Origin of the sequence: Actinacidiphila glaucinigra (genome assembly GCF_035918135.1) — a bacterium.
Lineage (GTDB): Bacteria > Actinomycetota > Actinomycetes > Streptomycetales > Streptomycetaceae > Actinacidiphila > Actinacidiphila glaucinigra.
The window spans coordinates 263,802-278,222 of record NZ_CP109145.1 but is presented as its reverse complement, the minus strand read 5'-3'; the positions used below and the strand labels follow the sequence as shown (position 1 = coordinate 278,222).

At 65.1% G+C, this 14,421-nt stretch carries 11 protein-coding genes; 1 reads left to right on the top strand and 10 read right to left on the bottom strand.

The features are described 5' to 3' along the window. Nucleotides 1–208 precede the first annotated feature (208 nt). The 10 genes from OIE69_RS44315 to OIE69_RS44270 all read right to left on the bottom strand — a co-directional run bounded on the left by OIE69_RS44315 (nt 209) and on the right by OIE69_RS44270 (nt 10,858). Nucleotides 209–787 (bottom strand): hypothetical protein, encoded by a 579-nt coding sequence (locus OIE69_RS44315; protein WP_326581845.1) that lies wholly within the window; start codon nt 785–787, stop codon nt 209–211. Between the two features lie 457 nt (nt 788–1,244). Continuing rightward, nucleotides 1,245–2,600 carry a DNA cytosine methyltransferase gene (locus OIE69_RS44310; protein WP_326581843.1) on the bottom strand — a complete coding sequence of 452 codons (1,356 nt, stop codon included), beginning with the start codon at nt 2,598–2,600 and terminating at the stop codon, nt 1,245–1,247. A 343-nt stretch (nt 2,601–2,943) separates the two neighbouring features. Continuing rightward, nucleotides 2,944–3,687, bottom strand: a complete 744-nt coding sequence (locus OIE69_RS44305) for a Mom family adenine methylcarbamoylation protein (RefSeq protein ID WP_326581841.1) — start codon at nt 3,685–3,687, stop codon at nt 2,944–2,946. A gap of 521 nt (nt 3,688–4,208) precedes the next feature. Then, complete coding sequence (locus OIE69_RS44300; protein ID WP_326581839.1) at nt 4,209–4,673, bottom strand: hypothetical protein; 465 nt, start codon at nt 4,671–4,673, stop codon at nt 4,209–4,211. A 262-nt stretch (nt 4,674–4,935) separates the two neighbouring features. Next, nucleotides 4,936–5,340, bottom strand: a complete 405-nt coding sequence (locus OIE69_RS44295; RefSeq protein ID WP_326581837.1) for a hypothetical protein — start codon at nt 5,338–5,340, stop codon at nt 4,936–4,938. 153 nt (nt 5,341–5,493) lie between these two features. Further along, nucleotides 5,494–5,700: a hypothetical protein gene (locus tag OIE69_RS44290; protein ID WP_326581836.1), complete on the bottom strand. Its 207-nt coding sequence runs from the start codon at nt 5,698–5,700 to the stop codon at nt 5,494–5,496. Between the two features lie 259 nt (nt 5,701–5,959). Further along, on the bottom strand, nt 5,960–7,045 hold the full coding sequence (locus OIE69_RS44285; protein ID WP_326581834.1) for a hypothetical protein: 1,086 nt from the start codon (nt 7,043–7,045) through the stop codon (nt 5,960–5,962). A 426-nt stretch (nt 7,046–7,471) separates the two neighbouring features. Then, nucleotides 7,472–8,338, bottom strand: coding sequence for an ATP-grasp domain-containing protein (locus tag OIE69_RS44280; RefSeq protein WP_326581832.1), 867 nt, complete (start codon nt 8,336–8,338; stop codon nt 7,472–7,474). An 880-nt stretch (nt 8,339–9,218) separates the two neighbouring features. After that, a complete protein-coding gene (locus OIE69_RS44275; RefSeq protein ID WP_326581830.1) occupies nt 9,219–9,584 on the bottom strand; it encodes a hypothetical protein in 366 nt (121 codons plus the stop codon). A 311-nt stretch (nt 9,585–9,895) separates the two neighbouring features. Beyond that, nucleotides 9,896–10,858 (bottom strand): ParA family protein, encoded by a 963-nt coding sequence (locus OIE69_RS44270; protein WP_326581828.1) that lies wholly within the window; start codon nt 10,856–10,858, stop codon nt 9,896–9,898. A 3,287-nt stretch (nt 10,859–14,145) separates the two neighbouring features. Between OIE69_RS44270 and OIE69_RS44265 the strand changes: the two genes are divergently transcribed. After that, nucleotides 14,146–14,415, top strand: a complete 270-nt coding sequence (locus OIE69_RS44265) for a hypothetical protein (protein WP_326581826.1) — start codon at nt 14,146–14,148, stop codon at nt 14,413–14,415. The last annotated feature ends 6 nt before the right edge of the window (nt 14,416–14,421 follow it).

Genomic DNA, 14,421 nt, shown 5'->3' with positions numbered 1-14,421 from the left:
GGTGCGTGCACTGTTGCTGGGCTGACTGCTAGCCCCGCAACTGCGGAGTCGCAGCACGTCGGTCCGCCCTGTCGGTAGAGCGGCTTGGCCTTGCGACTTGGCGACCACGAAAGGCCCGTGTCCTTTCCTGGCTGCGCAGAGACAAGAAGGGACGCGGGCATGCGGGAAGCTCCGGGCGGTGCATCGATCAACGGCAGAGCGGGTCAAGTCAGAAGAGAAGTGCCTGAACTGGTTCGTCGTTGACCTGCTCGACCCAACCGACGCAGGTGTGCAGGTTGGTGTCGGGGGCGTAGGCGACGTATGTGCCATCGGCGCTGTCGCAGCCGATCGCTGCCGCGTAGCGGAGCCGCTTGAGGCTGTTCACGCGCCCCATGTGGACGTGCTTGCCTCGGCGCTTCGCTTCGGCCACCAGCTGCCGGGCAGCTGGTCCGAGTTTCCATTCCGTGCTGCCAGCGATGAAGAGAACGTCGAATTCATCCCAAGGCATCGGGAGGTTCTCGGAGCCGTCCTGTGCGGCAAACGCGGCGGGATAGCCGAGGGTGCGGATGCGGGGAAGCCAGGGAAGGGACTCTGCGAGTGTGGCTTTGGCGTCCATGGGCACGTCAGGCGCTACGGCGAAGAGGCAGGTGGAGGCGAGGTGGGCGTGATCGCCGAGCCAGCGGAGCCACCGCTCGTGACCGGGCCAGCCGGATCCGAAGCGACCGTTGTCGGCTGCCCAGATTTGTCGTGGTGGGAGTCGGTTTCCCTGTGCCGGGGTGTTCATCCAGCCGAGTCGGCCAGCTGCCATCGCCGTCCTTACGGCGGGCCCGGAGGGGGTCGTGAGGTAGAGCACGGCGTCATCCCCTTCGAGGGTCGTCGGCCTGCGGATGGAGGTGGAGCGAGGGCGCGATTGGTATCGCGGGATGCGGCTGTCTGCCTTGCGGGCAGCGCCTTCCTGCTGCGAGGGAGCTGCCGGGCCCGGTTGCCGGGGGCGGTGCCTTGGCAGCGGGGCGGGGGTGGTCGCCGTCTTGCTGAGTTCCCGGTCCAGCCATGGGCGAGCTGGCCCTTGCGAGGGTGACGTTGGCTGGCGTGCCATCAAGGCGGGCAAGCTGGTAGTCGACGGCTTGGGGGCTACGTGGCGTGCCTGTTTGCTCCGGTCAGCGCCTCGAGGCGGAGGCCCCTGTTCGCCCGGCATGGCACAGCCCCCGAGCCTGTGGGCTGGTTCGGGGGCTGTCGTCACGCTGCGCGATGCCGGTGTGGGTGGCTCACGCGTAGGTCAGGCTCGCATGCCATGGGCCGTGGGTCGCCCGCGGGCCTGGTGGGGGTATTGGCGGCGTGGTTCCGTGGACAGGCGGATAGAGCTCGGCGAGGTAGCGATTGAGTGCTGCCGACCAGGCGACGCCGAGGAGGGTGCCGAAGACGGCCGCACTGACCACTGGGGCGACCACGTCAGCTGCCTGCTGACAGGCAGATGAACGGCTGCCCGCGAGCGGGTGGTCTGCAGGAAGCGTGACGAGTTTGGCGACCTGTTGCAGGGTGAACCGGAAGGCGGGGTCGTCTTCGGCGTACCAGCCACGGATCTTGGAGGTCACCCCGGGGATGACCCGGTCCATGTGGAACTTGTTGCCTCCGCTGGTCCGCCGATTCCCGCGGGTGACAATCCAGGTCTCGGGGTCCATATCGACGGCCTCGGCGGCGTACGTGGTGAGGGCCTTGGTGGGGCGCAGTCCGGTGCTGACGTCCAGGCGACGGTAGCGGCTGGCCAGGAGGAAGGCTCGGCGCCGGTGTGATGGGCTGCCGTAGTCGGCGGCGTCCAACTCTTCCCACACGACGTGCTCCCAGCCTGCGCAGTAGAGCTCCTCAGTGAAGGGCTCCCGTACGGCTTCGGGAAGCGCGCTGGATTGCTCCAGCGCGATGGTGTGAAGCGGGGCGCCTATGCGCCACAGGGCGAGTGCCCAGATGATCGGTTCAAGCATCAGGCCTGCTGTGGGTGCGGTCATCTCCTGGGTGATCGCGCGCACTTCGTTCCACGACTCTCCAGATGGGGGGCCGTAGTGCTCGTAGCAGGCATCCTCGCAGTCGGTCGGGTCGTCGTGGAAACACACTTCGGAGTGGTCCACGATGTAGTTCCCGGCAGCCGCAGCCGCTCGGTCGATGGCTTCGGCCAGGATCTCGATGTTGTGGTGGAGGTGGCCGAGCCGCTTTCCTGCCAGGGTCCAGTCGGTGCACGGGGGCGAAGCGATCAGGATGGCTGTCCAGCGTAGGGCTGGGTGCTCGGGGTCGAGTGTGGTGATGTCGACGCAGAGGGCCGTGCATCCTGCAGCAATCGACGTGAGTACGGCGTCGCGGCTCTTGTCGAGGCAGACCATGTCGATGTCTGCGCCCAGAATCTTGCGAAGACCAACGCACCAGCCACCACATCCTGCGCAGAGGTTCACGGCGCGGTCAGGATCGCCGGGCTCGGGGGGAAAGAGCCAGCGGATGGGCCAGGGACCTGCGAGCTCACGTAGCTGCGCGAGGTGTTCCGCAGTGGTGAAGTCGGCCAGTGTCCGGCCTTCCAGGTCGGCGTAGGTCAGCCCGTCGTCGAGTGTGGGCATGGGCAGGGTGAGCTGTGAGGACATGAGGGTTCTCCGGAACGACAGAGAGAAGGGGGCGAGTGATCCGCGTCGAGGCGGCTCTCGTGGGGAGGCGCCGTGCCTCAATGGCTCCGGCGGTGTCGTCCCGTACTGTGGTGGCGCAGTTCTCTAGGGCCGCAACCAGGCCTATTTGCCGTCGAGATCAGGTGTGATCCCTGTTCTGCTTCGGTGTGCAGTCCCGAGGCCGGCGCCTCAGGCTCGACCCCGCGCAGTGCGCGGAGCCGGGCCTGGGCTGGGCAGTGCGTAGTCGGGTAAGGCGGCGCAGTTGCGGCACTGGCTGGTGGAAGCGACGCGTTGAGGTGCCCCTCATGCAGGCGGTTGCTGCTGCCTAGCCTCGGTCCGGCTGTCGGGGGTAGCGCTCGGGCTCCGGACCGATCTTGATGCTCGCGCGTTCTTTCCGGGTCCTGCCGAGTGGGAACACGTACCGATGGGCGCCGCGGTGCCGCAGGTTGCGGGCACCGACGTCCTGGAGTGCTGTCCAGAGCCACTCGGCGGGCTTGACCCCTGCGGCCGGCACTCGTGCGCCCATGCGTACGAGCATTTCCTCAACGTAATCGTGGCCCTGCTCCTGACGCCGGACTTTCTGAGCCGCCCGATCGTTGAGAACCGTGCCGTCAGGAAGAAGCTTCACAGTTCGCGGAGTCGCGCGACCCGTGTAGATGGCATTAGTCGATTTGTAAATCGTGCCTACATGGCCGGGAAATATCACCTTGCCCGCTAGATCCCGCCTGGGAACCGGGTCGGCGAACGAAATTACTCCACGGATGGCGTCGCGGTACAAGTACTCATGGCATCGGGCGATGAACCAGCTCTCGGAATTCCCCGGACATGAATCATCCAGCACGAATCGTGACAGTTCCAGGGCCTCGACTATCGGCTCCAACTCGGGTAGGGCCAACCTGAATACGTGCTGACCAACGGAAGTCCCGTACACCGCAACACCGCACAGGCGCCGCTCGCCGGGCACAGTGCGATACAGGCCATACCGCTTCGTTGCGGACGAAAATGACTTCGAGTAGTGATGATTCAGTACGTAGTCCTTCGCCTCTTTCCCCGAGATGGGTTCCACCATGTAGCAACTAGCGTCGAAGCCGCCTTCAGATTTGTGTCGCCAAGAGTGGAACCCGCTCCCCCATCGTTGGCACCAATCCGAAGCTGTCGAAACCTCCGGGAGGTCGATGAACGGGAGGCCTTCTTGAACGCCAGTAATCATCGAATTTTCCTTGCCTATCGTCGGAGAAGGGGAAGGCGGCTGCGATCAAAGGAGGAAGGAAGGCGGACGGCGGTGCGTTGTTGCACCGGGACCTGGCCGCAGCCGCGGCGCCAGGTCGCGCCTACGATGCGCGGGATCCGCGATAGAGCGGCAACTCGGGTGCTAGAGCGTGGCCGGCGACGGCTGAAGGGGTTGAACGAGGGGGCTTGCCGTGCGGCTGTGGCCTCCACGGCTGCATTGCGTGCCGAGCGCTGTCAGACGCCGCAGCGGGCCCGCGTTGAGTGCGGGCCCAAGGTGCCGCGTAGGCGTCAGCGCACCTGTCGTCCTGCGGATGCTCGTCCGGCGCTAGCTAGCTAGCGCCGGGTGGAGCGATGCAACGTTTACGCCCCGGGCTCAGGCGGAGTCAGGGCGCCTCGTCGAAATGACCCGTCGTCGGTTGGCCAGCAGACGGTGATGTCACAGCTGGCGAGGAGTTGCCTGGTGTCCTCGTACGGCTCGCCGGTTGCTACGAGCAGCTTGTTCGGGGCGGGTGTGAAGAACCGCACCAGGTCAAGGAGGGCTCCGATGGCGTAGGCGATGTCATCTCCCCGGGAGTGGGCGGGGCATACAACGACGATCTCATTGCTGGTGATGTCGAAGAGCTCGACAGCGAGCGTCTCGGACCCTTCGGAGACGCTGATGGTGTATGAGGCCGTCTCGTGGTCAAGGGCTGTGCTGAGGTGATCGCGATAGCAAGAGAGGAGGTGTCGGCGGCGCTCCTCTGCGGGGCTGACGGCGGTGTCGCCTGGAAAGTCCCAGTGGGTTCCCCACGGGGTCGGCGTCACGATTGGTTGCATGGCGTTCATGACGTTCCTTGGGTTCGCGTGTCTGTGATCCGGCAGCGCAGCAACGTCGCGGGGCGCGCGTTGCCCTTCGTAGGTGCCGGCCCGGGAACGGTGGACGATCTGGGGGCTAGGGCCGCAAGTCTTCGGTTTGCCGCGGCTGTGCTGGGGTGAGGCTGGGCAAGAGAGCGGCCCGCCCCAGGTGACAGGGCGGGCCGGCTGCGGGGCATGGGTCGCAGCCTTGATGGCGGCCGCGGTCGAGGTTTGGCTCTGGCTGAGGTGTCTGTCAGGGGCCAGTGGAGCCCGTAGGAGCGGTGGACAGGTTCTGCTCGGGGTTAGGGTCGGGCACCCCGGCGACGCTTGCGAAGCGGCGCAGGGCGGTGCGTGCGATCTGCGCTGCGTGGTCCACGTCGTCGGTTGTCGGCTGCGGTGCGCTGAAGCGCGAGAGCGCGATCAGTGCTTCCGCAACCCCGTGGAGCTCAGCGACGGTGGCGCACCACCTGGTCGTCTCTTCGGGGGTGTCGTCATCCTGCGCTTCGTAGAAGTCCGCACACTCTCGGATGGCTTCGGCCAGTGAACGCGCGGCCGCCTTGTCGCGCCGCTGGAGGAAGTTCGCGGCTCGGCCCTCCGCGTGGGCCGCGTGGCGGGATGAGATGGGAGCGGAGTTGAACGTCAGGTGAGGTGGCTGCATGCGCTTGTCCAGTCCTAATAGAGCTTGGCTCGATGCCCGCGGCACGAGCTGGGTGTTCCGGTGCGCGTCTGCGGGCCGTGGGCCTGAACGTAGGAGGGCGTTGTTCAAGTGATGCAAGGTCCGAGGACGTGGGCTGGGTTGCTTGGAGCGGGATCAGATGGTCTGGTTGACGCTCTCGTCGCGGTGCTGGAGGAAGTTCCGCACCTGTTCGGCTTTCTGCATGGGGAGCGGCTCGAGGAAGCCGCCGCATGTGCACCCTCCGGCATACAGGTCGGCATGGGTCTCCTGCAGCACAAGGGCGTGGCCGGGTATGTCGACGATGGCCTCGGCGGGGGGCGTGGGCGTAAGGGTGGTGTCCATGGGGTGCTGTCCTGTCGAGGGGTGGGGTGGGGTGGAGGTGACGGCGTCGCCGCGGGAGAGGTCCGCTGGCTCTGTCGCGGGGGCGTCGGGGTGTGCTGGCGGCGGTTTGCGGCGGTGAGGTGGAGGTACGGGCGGTCCTCGGGCGCTCTTGAAGTCCGTGGGGGTGACAGAATTCCTCGCGCGCAATCGCCTGGCGTGGCCAGCGGGGCCGGGCCTCTCGGCCTGGCCCCGCTGGGTGATGACGGGCTGGGGGTGCTCGTCAGGGCTGGGGAAGCTGGACGCCCGGGCAGTCGAATGTCTGCACCTGCGCGTCCGGATCGCGGTCGCTCCTGGTGCGACGGAAGTGGTCTCGCACCGCCTGCTCTGCCTCCCCCGGACCCTCGGCGTTGACCTCGTAGGATGCAAGGGCGGCGTCCCACAGGGCACCGTAGAGGTCGAGGCCGAGTTCCGTTTCTCTCTTGGGGTCGGGGGTGCGGAGGACGTCGATGACTTTGACGCGCCAGCCCTCGTCGGCGGCCACGACTGTGTAGGAATCAACGGCTTTGTACCGCGTGCGGTGCAGACGCCAGAGGATGTCACGGATCGGGCCCAGGTCGCGGGTGGTGTGCTCCGTCCAGGGCCAGTAGAAGGCTCCCGGCCGGTAATAGCCGTCCCGATCAGGTCGAACCTCGGTGGTGCTGTGGGGTGTTCGGATGACCGCCGTGCCGCTCTCCATGGAGATGGGGGCGTTCCAGGTTCCGAGGCGGTGGGCTGTCTGCGTGTCGCGGCTGATTTGCTCCATCACCTCGCGGGTGAAGCGGGGTGCGCAGTAGCCGTCCCAGTGCTCGGACCGTGTTTCGCATCGGTACGGGCCGAGACCTTCGAGGGTGACCTCGTTGCGCGTCCAGGTCGTGTCGATGCCGTCGTACCAGCGGCGGATGGCCTGTGCGCATTGGGCGCTGTCGTGGGCGATGTCTGCGAACGTGGGCTGCTGGGGGACGCTGTTGCCCGTCCACGAACCGTAGATGACGTGGTTGGGGTAGCTGTCCATCTCGGGTCCGTACCATGCAGCCGCCCATCCGCCGTGGTGGCTCATGTAGTGGTCGACGGAGGCGTCGTAGGTGACCAGGATGTTGAGGGCGTGGTCCTCGGCGTTCGGGTCCGGATCGAAGACGATGTCACGTGCAGTGCATCCGCCGCCCGTCTGGCACCACTCGTTGGGTATGGCGAGGGCGTCCAGTGCGGCCTTGAGGGCTGTGTCGGAGCGGGTGGTGTCGGGTGTGCTGGTCAGCGCATTCAGGCGGCGCATGACGGCGTCTCGTGTACGGCTGTAGCTCGAGTCCACGAGGACGAGGTCGGTTGACATGGCATGGCTCTCTACTTGGGGGCGCGCCACGAGGCCGTACTCGAAGAGGCACGGGGGCGCTGGAGGGGCACGGACATCCGGGCGTAGGTTCGCGGCGGTGTCGGTGTGGCGTGACCGTAGAGAGGCGTGCGGCAAGGGACGCAAGTTGGTTGCAGTAGCGGCCTGGGCGGCGGTTGCAGCGGAGACCTTGGCTCATGTGGTCGTGGGGCGCCCTGGCCAGTTAGTCAGGTGGACTTCCTGGTCGTCGGTGAGGAGGCAGGTCCGCGCAGGATCCAGCAGCTGCTGCAAGCAAGTGACCGCGGGTGGCCGTCGGGGTGCCGGCGTCCCAGACGGAACCGCTGATGCCCGGCCTTCCTGTCCTCGGATTCCTTGGCCGACCAAGCGGTAGACACAGTCAACGTTGCCGGTGATCCAGCAGCCAGCACGTCATGCAGTAGCTCGGGCTGGTCGGAGATCGCTGACCGACGAACGGAGTCGCGCGATGCTTTGCGGGTAGTCGGCCCCAATGACGTGGACGTATCCGTAGCGCAACACGGGGCCAACTTGCCGACCCGCGTGATACCTGGTCACGTAGGCGAACGGTGTGGCGTGGCCTGTCACGTTCTGATCAGCGGCCGGTTCAGCTGCCACCGATGCAGTGAGCTGGAGGTAACGGATCGCCGCGGCACCCTGCGGTGTGCCGCTGAGGTTCATGGTTCGGTCGCGGCAGTGGGTTGCAGCCGCCGAAATAATGTCGGTGCCTGTGGCTTCTTCGATGAGGAGGCATACGAGGGGGTCGGGCAGTTGCCTGGCGATACTGATTACGCGCGGTCCGGTGGCGGTGAGGCGCAGGCGGAGTTGTGCGGGTCCGTTGTGGTGGCCGACGGCCTGCAGGGCCTGGAGGGCGATGTCTTCCACCGCGCCAACGCAGACGTCGCCCCCGTCGACGACCAGTTCGATGGGTACGAGCGCGGGCTCGGCCTGCGGGTCGAATGTGGCGTGCGAAATCGCGACGATGTGCGAACGGCCTGATGTGCTGTAGGTGTACGCCGTGGCTTCTATGCCCTGGAGGAAGGGCTCCACCACTCCCCCGGTGCCTACCTGGAAGGCCTCGCTGGCGGCTGCGAAGGCGGTGGCCAGCTGTCCAAGATCCGTGGCGATCCGAGCTGCGAAGTGCTGGCGGGGAACATCTGGCTTGCAGACCAGTGGGAATCCTACGTGGTGGGCGATGTCGACAGCCTGCTCGTACGTGGAGGCCAGGCGTGGGGAGCTGTGCTCGACGCCGGCCTGAGCCAGAAGCTGGGCAGTGTCCATGCGCGATGGGCGGGGCGGGGAGTTACCTGCTCCTCCCCCGCTGGCGTGAGCGAGTTCCTGCCGTACGAGCGCTGCCGCCGGCGCATGGTGGCTCGAAAAGTTGATGACATCGTCGATTTGGTAGGTGCGTGAGAGGTCTCCCACGGCTCTCAGGACTGCCGTGGGGCTCAGAGGGTCGGCGCGTCGGGCGTCCGCGACAATCGGCGCCTGCCAGGGTTCCGAGTCCTTGTCGATCAAGAGGAGCGGGCCGGCTGACGCCAGGCGCCGGAGCGCAGGTTCCCATTCCGCCTGCGGGCCGCTTCCGAGAACCATGATGTGCCCTATGGGATCGCTGACGTCCGTCAGGGGCGGGTGGCTCGTCACGAAGGACTCCAAACTCAGCTGGGCACACAACAGTTCCGGGCTCAGGGTGTCTGTTCACTGTGGTCGTGCCTGCATGGTCCGGCAACGGCAGACTCTGCCGACTTCCCGGCTCGCGGGCGTCAGCGCTGGGAGGTGTCAGGCCTCAGAACGTGACATGCCTTCGCGATGCCTGAGGTGGGAAGGATGGGCCGTGCTGGGGGCACCGTGGGAACCCAGCCCGTGCGTTACCGAATGGGTCGCCAAGGCTTCCACCGTCCGGCCCCGGCGCTACTGCGGCACCTAACGGGCCATGTCCCACGCCGACAGGGCCGGAACGAGGTCTCCTTTGTCCACACACGCAAAGGCCCGGCCGCCGCGGACGGGGGGAACACGCTGCGACCGGGCAACGCCCCACGGTACTCCCACGCGGCTAGGCGCAGGACGGCTCGGCGGCTTCGGGGACGCTGTATGAGCGATGCTGAACGACGAACGGGCCGGAGGTAGTGGGAACCACTCCCCCGGCCCGCCGCAGCGCGATTTACTCAGCCTGGGCCGGTCGGTCCTTCCGGCCTGGCAGGTAGTAGTTCAGGCTGATCGCGATGAGCTTGTTCCGGTCGGGGACCTTTGCCTCGACCGTTGCCTTGTCGATCTCCGCCGCTTCCTCTTCGGTCATGCGGACATAGATCGATTCCGGGCCGGTTCCGGCGTACTCGCGGTCCCGGGGCGCCGCTCTACTGGCCCCGAAGCGCTGACGGGCCTGCTGGGGCAGGCTCGCCGCGACGACCTTCTCCCAGCCGTCCCCATCGGCCTTGTTGAGTGCCGCGAAGATAATGTCCAGGTGCCCGCGCCTTGCCTTGCCTTGCGTCAGAGCTTTTGCACGCTCCCGGTCGAGGCGCCTCTTCACGCCAGGTGAAACGCTGACGACTACAGGAAGGCCAGCAGTTTCAGTGGCTGCGCTCGTCGCCCGAGTAGCGCGGCGACGAGGCTGCCTTGCCGGCTCAGGAGCTATATCTGCGGGCTCCCCGAGGTCTTGGGACTCGTCCAACGGCTGACCCAGGCCCCCTGCAGGCGGGTCGTCATCCAACGCCTGGCTGGGTACCTGAGGGGTCGCCGGGGCTTGAGATCCCTGCTGCGAGCGTCGCCGGCGGCCGCTCAGCGTGGACAGGGAGGGGGGTGCGTAGGCGTCGTCGGTCGTCTCAGGTTCGGTCGCCATGCTCAGGACCCCTCAATCTGGCGCTGGAGCTCTCCTGAGCGTGTGACGATCTGCTCTGTGAGGGTCCAGTAGTCCTCGTGCACCGCTCGCACGGTATCCGGCAGGTTGACCTCACCGCTGTCCAGGCGATCGAACAGCGCAACGAGAGGCTCTCCCTCGAGGTCGCGAGACGCGACGGCCACGGCCTCGCTGTGTCCGATGTGCTGGGCGAACTTGAAGTAGCTCGGGCCGAGGATCTCCAGGAGCCGCTCCTCCACGCGCTTGTGGATCTGCGACGACTTACGTCCGGTGCCGAAGAGAACGACACCGAGGAGCGTGAGCAGAGGGTTCACCCTCCGCGCCGTCACGAACTGCTTCCGCATCTCCTCGACGCCGTCGAGCGAGCCTCGGTCTGACTTGGAGGGCGAGATCACCCAGCGCGCTGCTCCCATAGCGAGACGCTGCAGCGTGGGGTTCTCGGGCGGAGTGTCGATGATCACGAAGTCGTAGTCGTCGACGATGGGAAGCAGGCACTGCAGCAGACGCAGGTCGGCGTTCAGCGTGTACTGCTGCATCAACCGGTTGTACAGGGGGTTCAAGTCCTCCTTGAGTTCCGCTCCCCCAGCGATTACATCCAGACCCGGCCGCACGTTCACGGGCTTGAGTGGAGTCCCCCGCTTCAGCGCCTCCAGGATGCCGGCACCGCGGTCGTTCATGTCATCAGGCGTGTCGAACTCGTGGATAGTCAGGTTGCCCTGCGCGTTGAGGTCTATAACCAAGACCCGCGCCTCGGGGTCCGACTCGCGTAGGCGCTTGAGGAGCATCAGAGCAAGGTTCGCAGTGAGCGAGGTCTTGCCCGTGCCGCCCTTGTCGTTGGCGATGGCGTAGATGTGCCAGAGGTCCTCCCACGGCACGTCGACCGGCTCATCGGGGTTCCAGGCGCCCAGCGTGATGTACCTCGCTGGATCTCGCTCTGCTACGTCCATCGTCATCCTCCTGCTCGGTCCGGCGGTAGCCACCTCCGGCAACTTCCCTGGTCGTGGGGCACTCGGGGTGCGCCTCGTACCACGGGGAGCATTCAACCACAATGATCACCGCGCAGGGGTAGCAACTCAGCGGCGTGTCCGAACTTCCTGTTGACATCTCGTCAGCACCTACGGTTAGGGAACCTCACGAGCCTCCTGATGCTGTACATCGCTTCACGCTCTCAGCTGACACTGCGGCTTGCATCGCTGGACATCCATAGTGAAGGGCTAGTGGTAGTGGAGTTCGTGTCCGAGTTTGAGTCCGAGTTTGGCCCATAGTTTGCTGGCAGGTTGTGTGAGCTACACATGGTCTGACCTGCAGTGATAAGTGATGTTGCTACTTGCATCGCTACTTGCAGTACTACTTGCAATACCACTTGCAGCACCACTTGCAAGACGTCAGGAGTGACCCACCTCTGAACATCCGTTCGTTCGGTTAGGGTGTCCTAGTTTGATCCACATGATGACCAACCCAGCACCATGACAGTCACATCGACTGAACTCATGGGCGATGGTCCATGGAGTCCTTCACTCATCTGTATCAGTTGGCCATCAGTGACGTCGCAAACTGGGAGCACATGACTGACACTCACTTTATGAAATGCCATATACACAACTGCCTATGAACGCTGAATACAGAGTGGTAGTGCAGAATGAGTTGAGACCATCAATCCTGGTTGCCTTCAATCTGCAAAACCACAAGACAACCCGGAGGACATTATATGTACTGTCACCATGATAGAGGCTGATGGAAGAACCGACTCACAGCAGCAGGTATCCACATCATTCGAGCCAGTCATAGTGACCGAAATCCATCTACCCGTCACTCTTCGGAGCGCAACGTTAATAATTGCAGCACGCGAGAAACGATTCATTCCGCTTGGATAACCATTCATCTGCAACTGAATGCTTACAACGAGTGCCCAGAGTGCCATTCACGCCATGTCCATAGCTGTTACTTCGCTGAGCATAGCCAATAGCAAGACATCTGCAATAAACGCAGTGACTCTGCACTTAAATCCAAACGCAGGGAAACCGGGTACTCCAGGAGTAGCCATAAGGCGATAGGCCACCTGCTTAATAGACATAGCCATGTTCGCACAGCATTCCGCTGTACCGCCAGGCTTGAGATCCATTCTGCCTTGCTTCGAAACTGAATTCCACACGCATAGTGTGCAGCATCGTCGGTGCCATCCAAGGGGTCGCGGTGAGGCGCAAGAATGACCGCTTTGTAGATATTTGTCGAGTGGTGCAAATGGCCTCTGACCTGCGGTTTTCCCTTCTGGTGGCCGACGAGGGAGTCGGCAAGGGAATCACCTTGGGGGACCCCCGTTAGGAGCTCACAGGGCCGTACAGAGCTTCTTGAATGCCGCGGAGTCGGGTCATGGATCGCGATCTCAAGTTCGACGCGACCCAGGCGCGAACTGGAACGCAGGGTCGCGAGATTTCGCGACCAGTGTGCGCAAAGAAGGACCCGCTAGTGGTTTGCGGTTCTGACTGCACGCAGGCGCAGCTGAGATGGTCGTTGGAAGCAGCTGGCCGGCCTGGGGTGGGGGAGTGGCGTCGCGACATAGGGGGGGCACGTCCTGAGTACGAGCACGGCTAGGCCTCGAGAGCCTGTCGCCGGATCGGATGGGCACGGGCAAATGTTCCACCGAGGCCAGCTCTGCGATATCGCGATCGAACCCGACGGAGCGCGCTGTGTGGCGAGACGCCGATTGCAGGGCATAGGCATGACGTCTCGACGATGCGGGCTACTGCATACGCTTGTCAGGTAGTCCTGTGTGCGGATTCCCGCACGTGCTCTACCGCAGGAAGTGGTCACGACCGTCGTCGATTCCAGCGGCCTGTAGAGCGTCGCGGTCTTGCACTGCCCTCCCCAGCTGTCGCCCATCATGTGCGTCATTGTCGGCGCCTTCGGTCGTAGGTTGGTGGTCAGGCGGGGCACCTGTCTTCGGACGCCGAGGGAACGCATTTCCAATCGCATGAGAGTGGGACCGTTGTGCGTGATCGGCCGGTGATTCAGGCAGTGTGATCGCGGCGCCGGCCGAGCCGACCATGTGTTAAGTGGCAGTCGCTGGAGGCGGTCAGGTCGCGCAGCACCCCCCGGATTGGGGTGATCATGTTGTGTCGGCGGGCTCCAGTGACCAGTCCTGGCCGACGACCAAGCGCCGGTACGTGTCATGCAGATTCGGCCTGGTGCCGTGCCCATCCCCGCCTCGGCCGACTGGGCCATATGGTCCGGCGTGGGGCTCGTCGTCGCCACATTCGCAAACTGCTCCAAGGCAGTCAGGTTCGTCGCTGCGACTTGGACTTCTCGGCGGACTGGCGATGAGTTGCTGCCAATGGGGGAGTGGGCGGTGCTCTTGGACCTCAGGGCACCTCTGCCTGAATGTCGCAGGCGGGCTGGCAGCTCCAGCGGTTCGAAGGTGCGCGGCCAGCCGCCGCTGGCCCATCACTGGAGACTGCGAGATCCTGCCGCACTGGACCCCGCAGCGGTGGAGGACTGAGAGAAGGGGGCGCCCCGGGCCCCTGCGGCCTCACACCCCAATTGCCCTTTTTGTGGGCCGATTTGAGACGTTCAGGAGGCCCTCTGACCTGGGCTTTTCTCGCGTGCAGCCCTAGCGTGACCTCGTTGGACCAACCGTCCCGGGAGGGGGGTTCAGGCCTTCTCAGGGCCGTACAGGGCCTTCATCGGCAGCGTCTTGGGGGGACTCGGATCGAGGCCTGCCCTGAGAGCTCTCCGCCGCAAGGTGGCGCGGAAAGCAGCGCCCTGGGGCAGCGTCACCTGGGCCATGACCGCTCATCGGCTGGCTTCACCGTCCCACCTGGCAGGACGAACTTCCGGGCCAGCAGGGTCATCCTCCCGCAGAGAGGAACGATCCAGGTCAGAGCGCCACGCCAAGGCTGATGAGCGCTGACGATCGGCACGGTGGCGCAGGCATGGTCCGGAGGCCTCAGCCGTTCTGCGCCACTCACCGAACCTGGGGAGTGGGTGGACGTGGATAGGCAGTCGTATCGCCGTAGGCGCGGTGTCGTCCTGGCTTCAACACGCGCCTGTTCCGCAGACCAAGCCGCTCGTCCGTACGACTGGGAGCAGGCCGCTCCCGCGGGAGAGCCGTCGAGGAACAAGGCCCGGCCGGCTCAGTCAGTCCTCAGGGGGGTGCGATAGATGCCGGGCAACATGGGAGCTCAGGAGCCGTTCGACGGGTATGTTCAGGACGCCTTCGACGTTGGGGGAGTGGACGGTGAACCGGTACGGGGCGCTGGCGATGGACCACTGGCGACAGCATCGCCCGCAGGCGCTGTCGGAGCTGGAGGAGCCGGAGGTGTACTTCACGGACCTGGGCGAGGCGTTGGCAGAGGCCATCGAGACGCGGACGCGCGCCCTGGCCAGCCCGGAGCCGGCGGGGGAGGGGTACCTGGAGCGCCTGCAGCGCCTGAACTCGGCGACTCGGCAGGCGGAAGGGGAGGTACTGCGGGAGATGGTCCTGCTCAAGGTGGAACAGGAGGGGTAACCTCTC

Coding starts and splice junctions, on each gene's coding strand:
- OIE69_RS44315 (WP_326581845.1), bottom strand. CDS start 787: ATGGCAGCTGGCCGACTCGGCTGGATGAACACCCCGGCACAGGGAAAC.
- OIE69_RS44310 (WP_326581843.1), bottom strand. CDS start 2,600: ATGTCCTCACAGCTCACCCTGCCCATGCCCACACTCGACGACGGGCTG.
- OIE69_RS44305 (WP_326581841.1), bottom strand. CDS start 3,687: ATGGTGGAACCCATCTCGGGGAAAGAGGCGAAGGACTACGTACTGAAT.
- OIE69_RS44300 (WP_326581839.1), bottom strand. CDS start 4,673: ATGAACGCCATGCAACCAATCGTGACGCCGACCCCGTGGGGAACCCAC.
- OIE69_RS44295 (WP_326581837.1), bottom strand. CDS start 5,340: ATGCAGCCACCTCACCTGACGTTCAACTCCGCTCCCATCTCATCCCGC.
- OIE69_RS44290 (WP_326581836.1), bottom strand. CDS start 5,700: ATGGACACCACCCTTACGCCCACGCCCCCCGCCGAGGCCATCGTCGAC.
- OIE69_RS44285 (WP_326581834.1), bottom strand. CDS start 7,045: ATGTCAACCGACCTCGTCCTCGTGGACTCGAGCTACAGCCGTACACGA.
- OIE69_RS44280 (WP_326581832.1), bottom strand. CDS start 8,338: ATGGACACTGCCCAGCTTCTGGCTCAGGCCGGCGTCGAGCACAGCTCC.
- OIE69_RS44270 (WP_326581828.1), bottom strand. CDS start 10,858: ATGGACGTAGCAGAGCGAGATCCAGCGAGGTACATCACGCTGGGCGCC.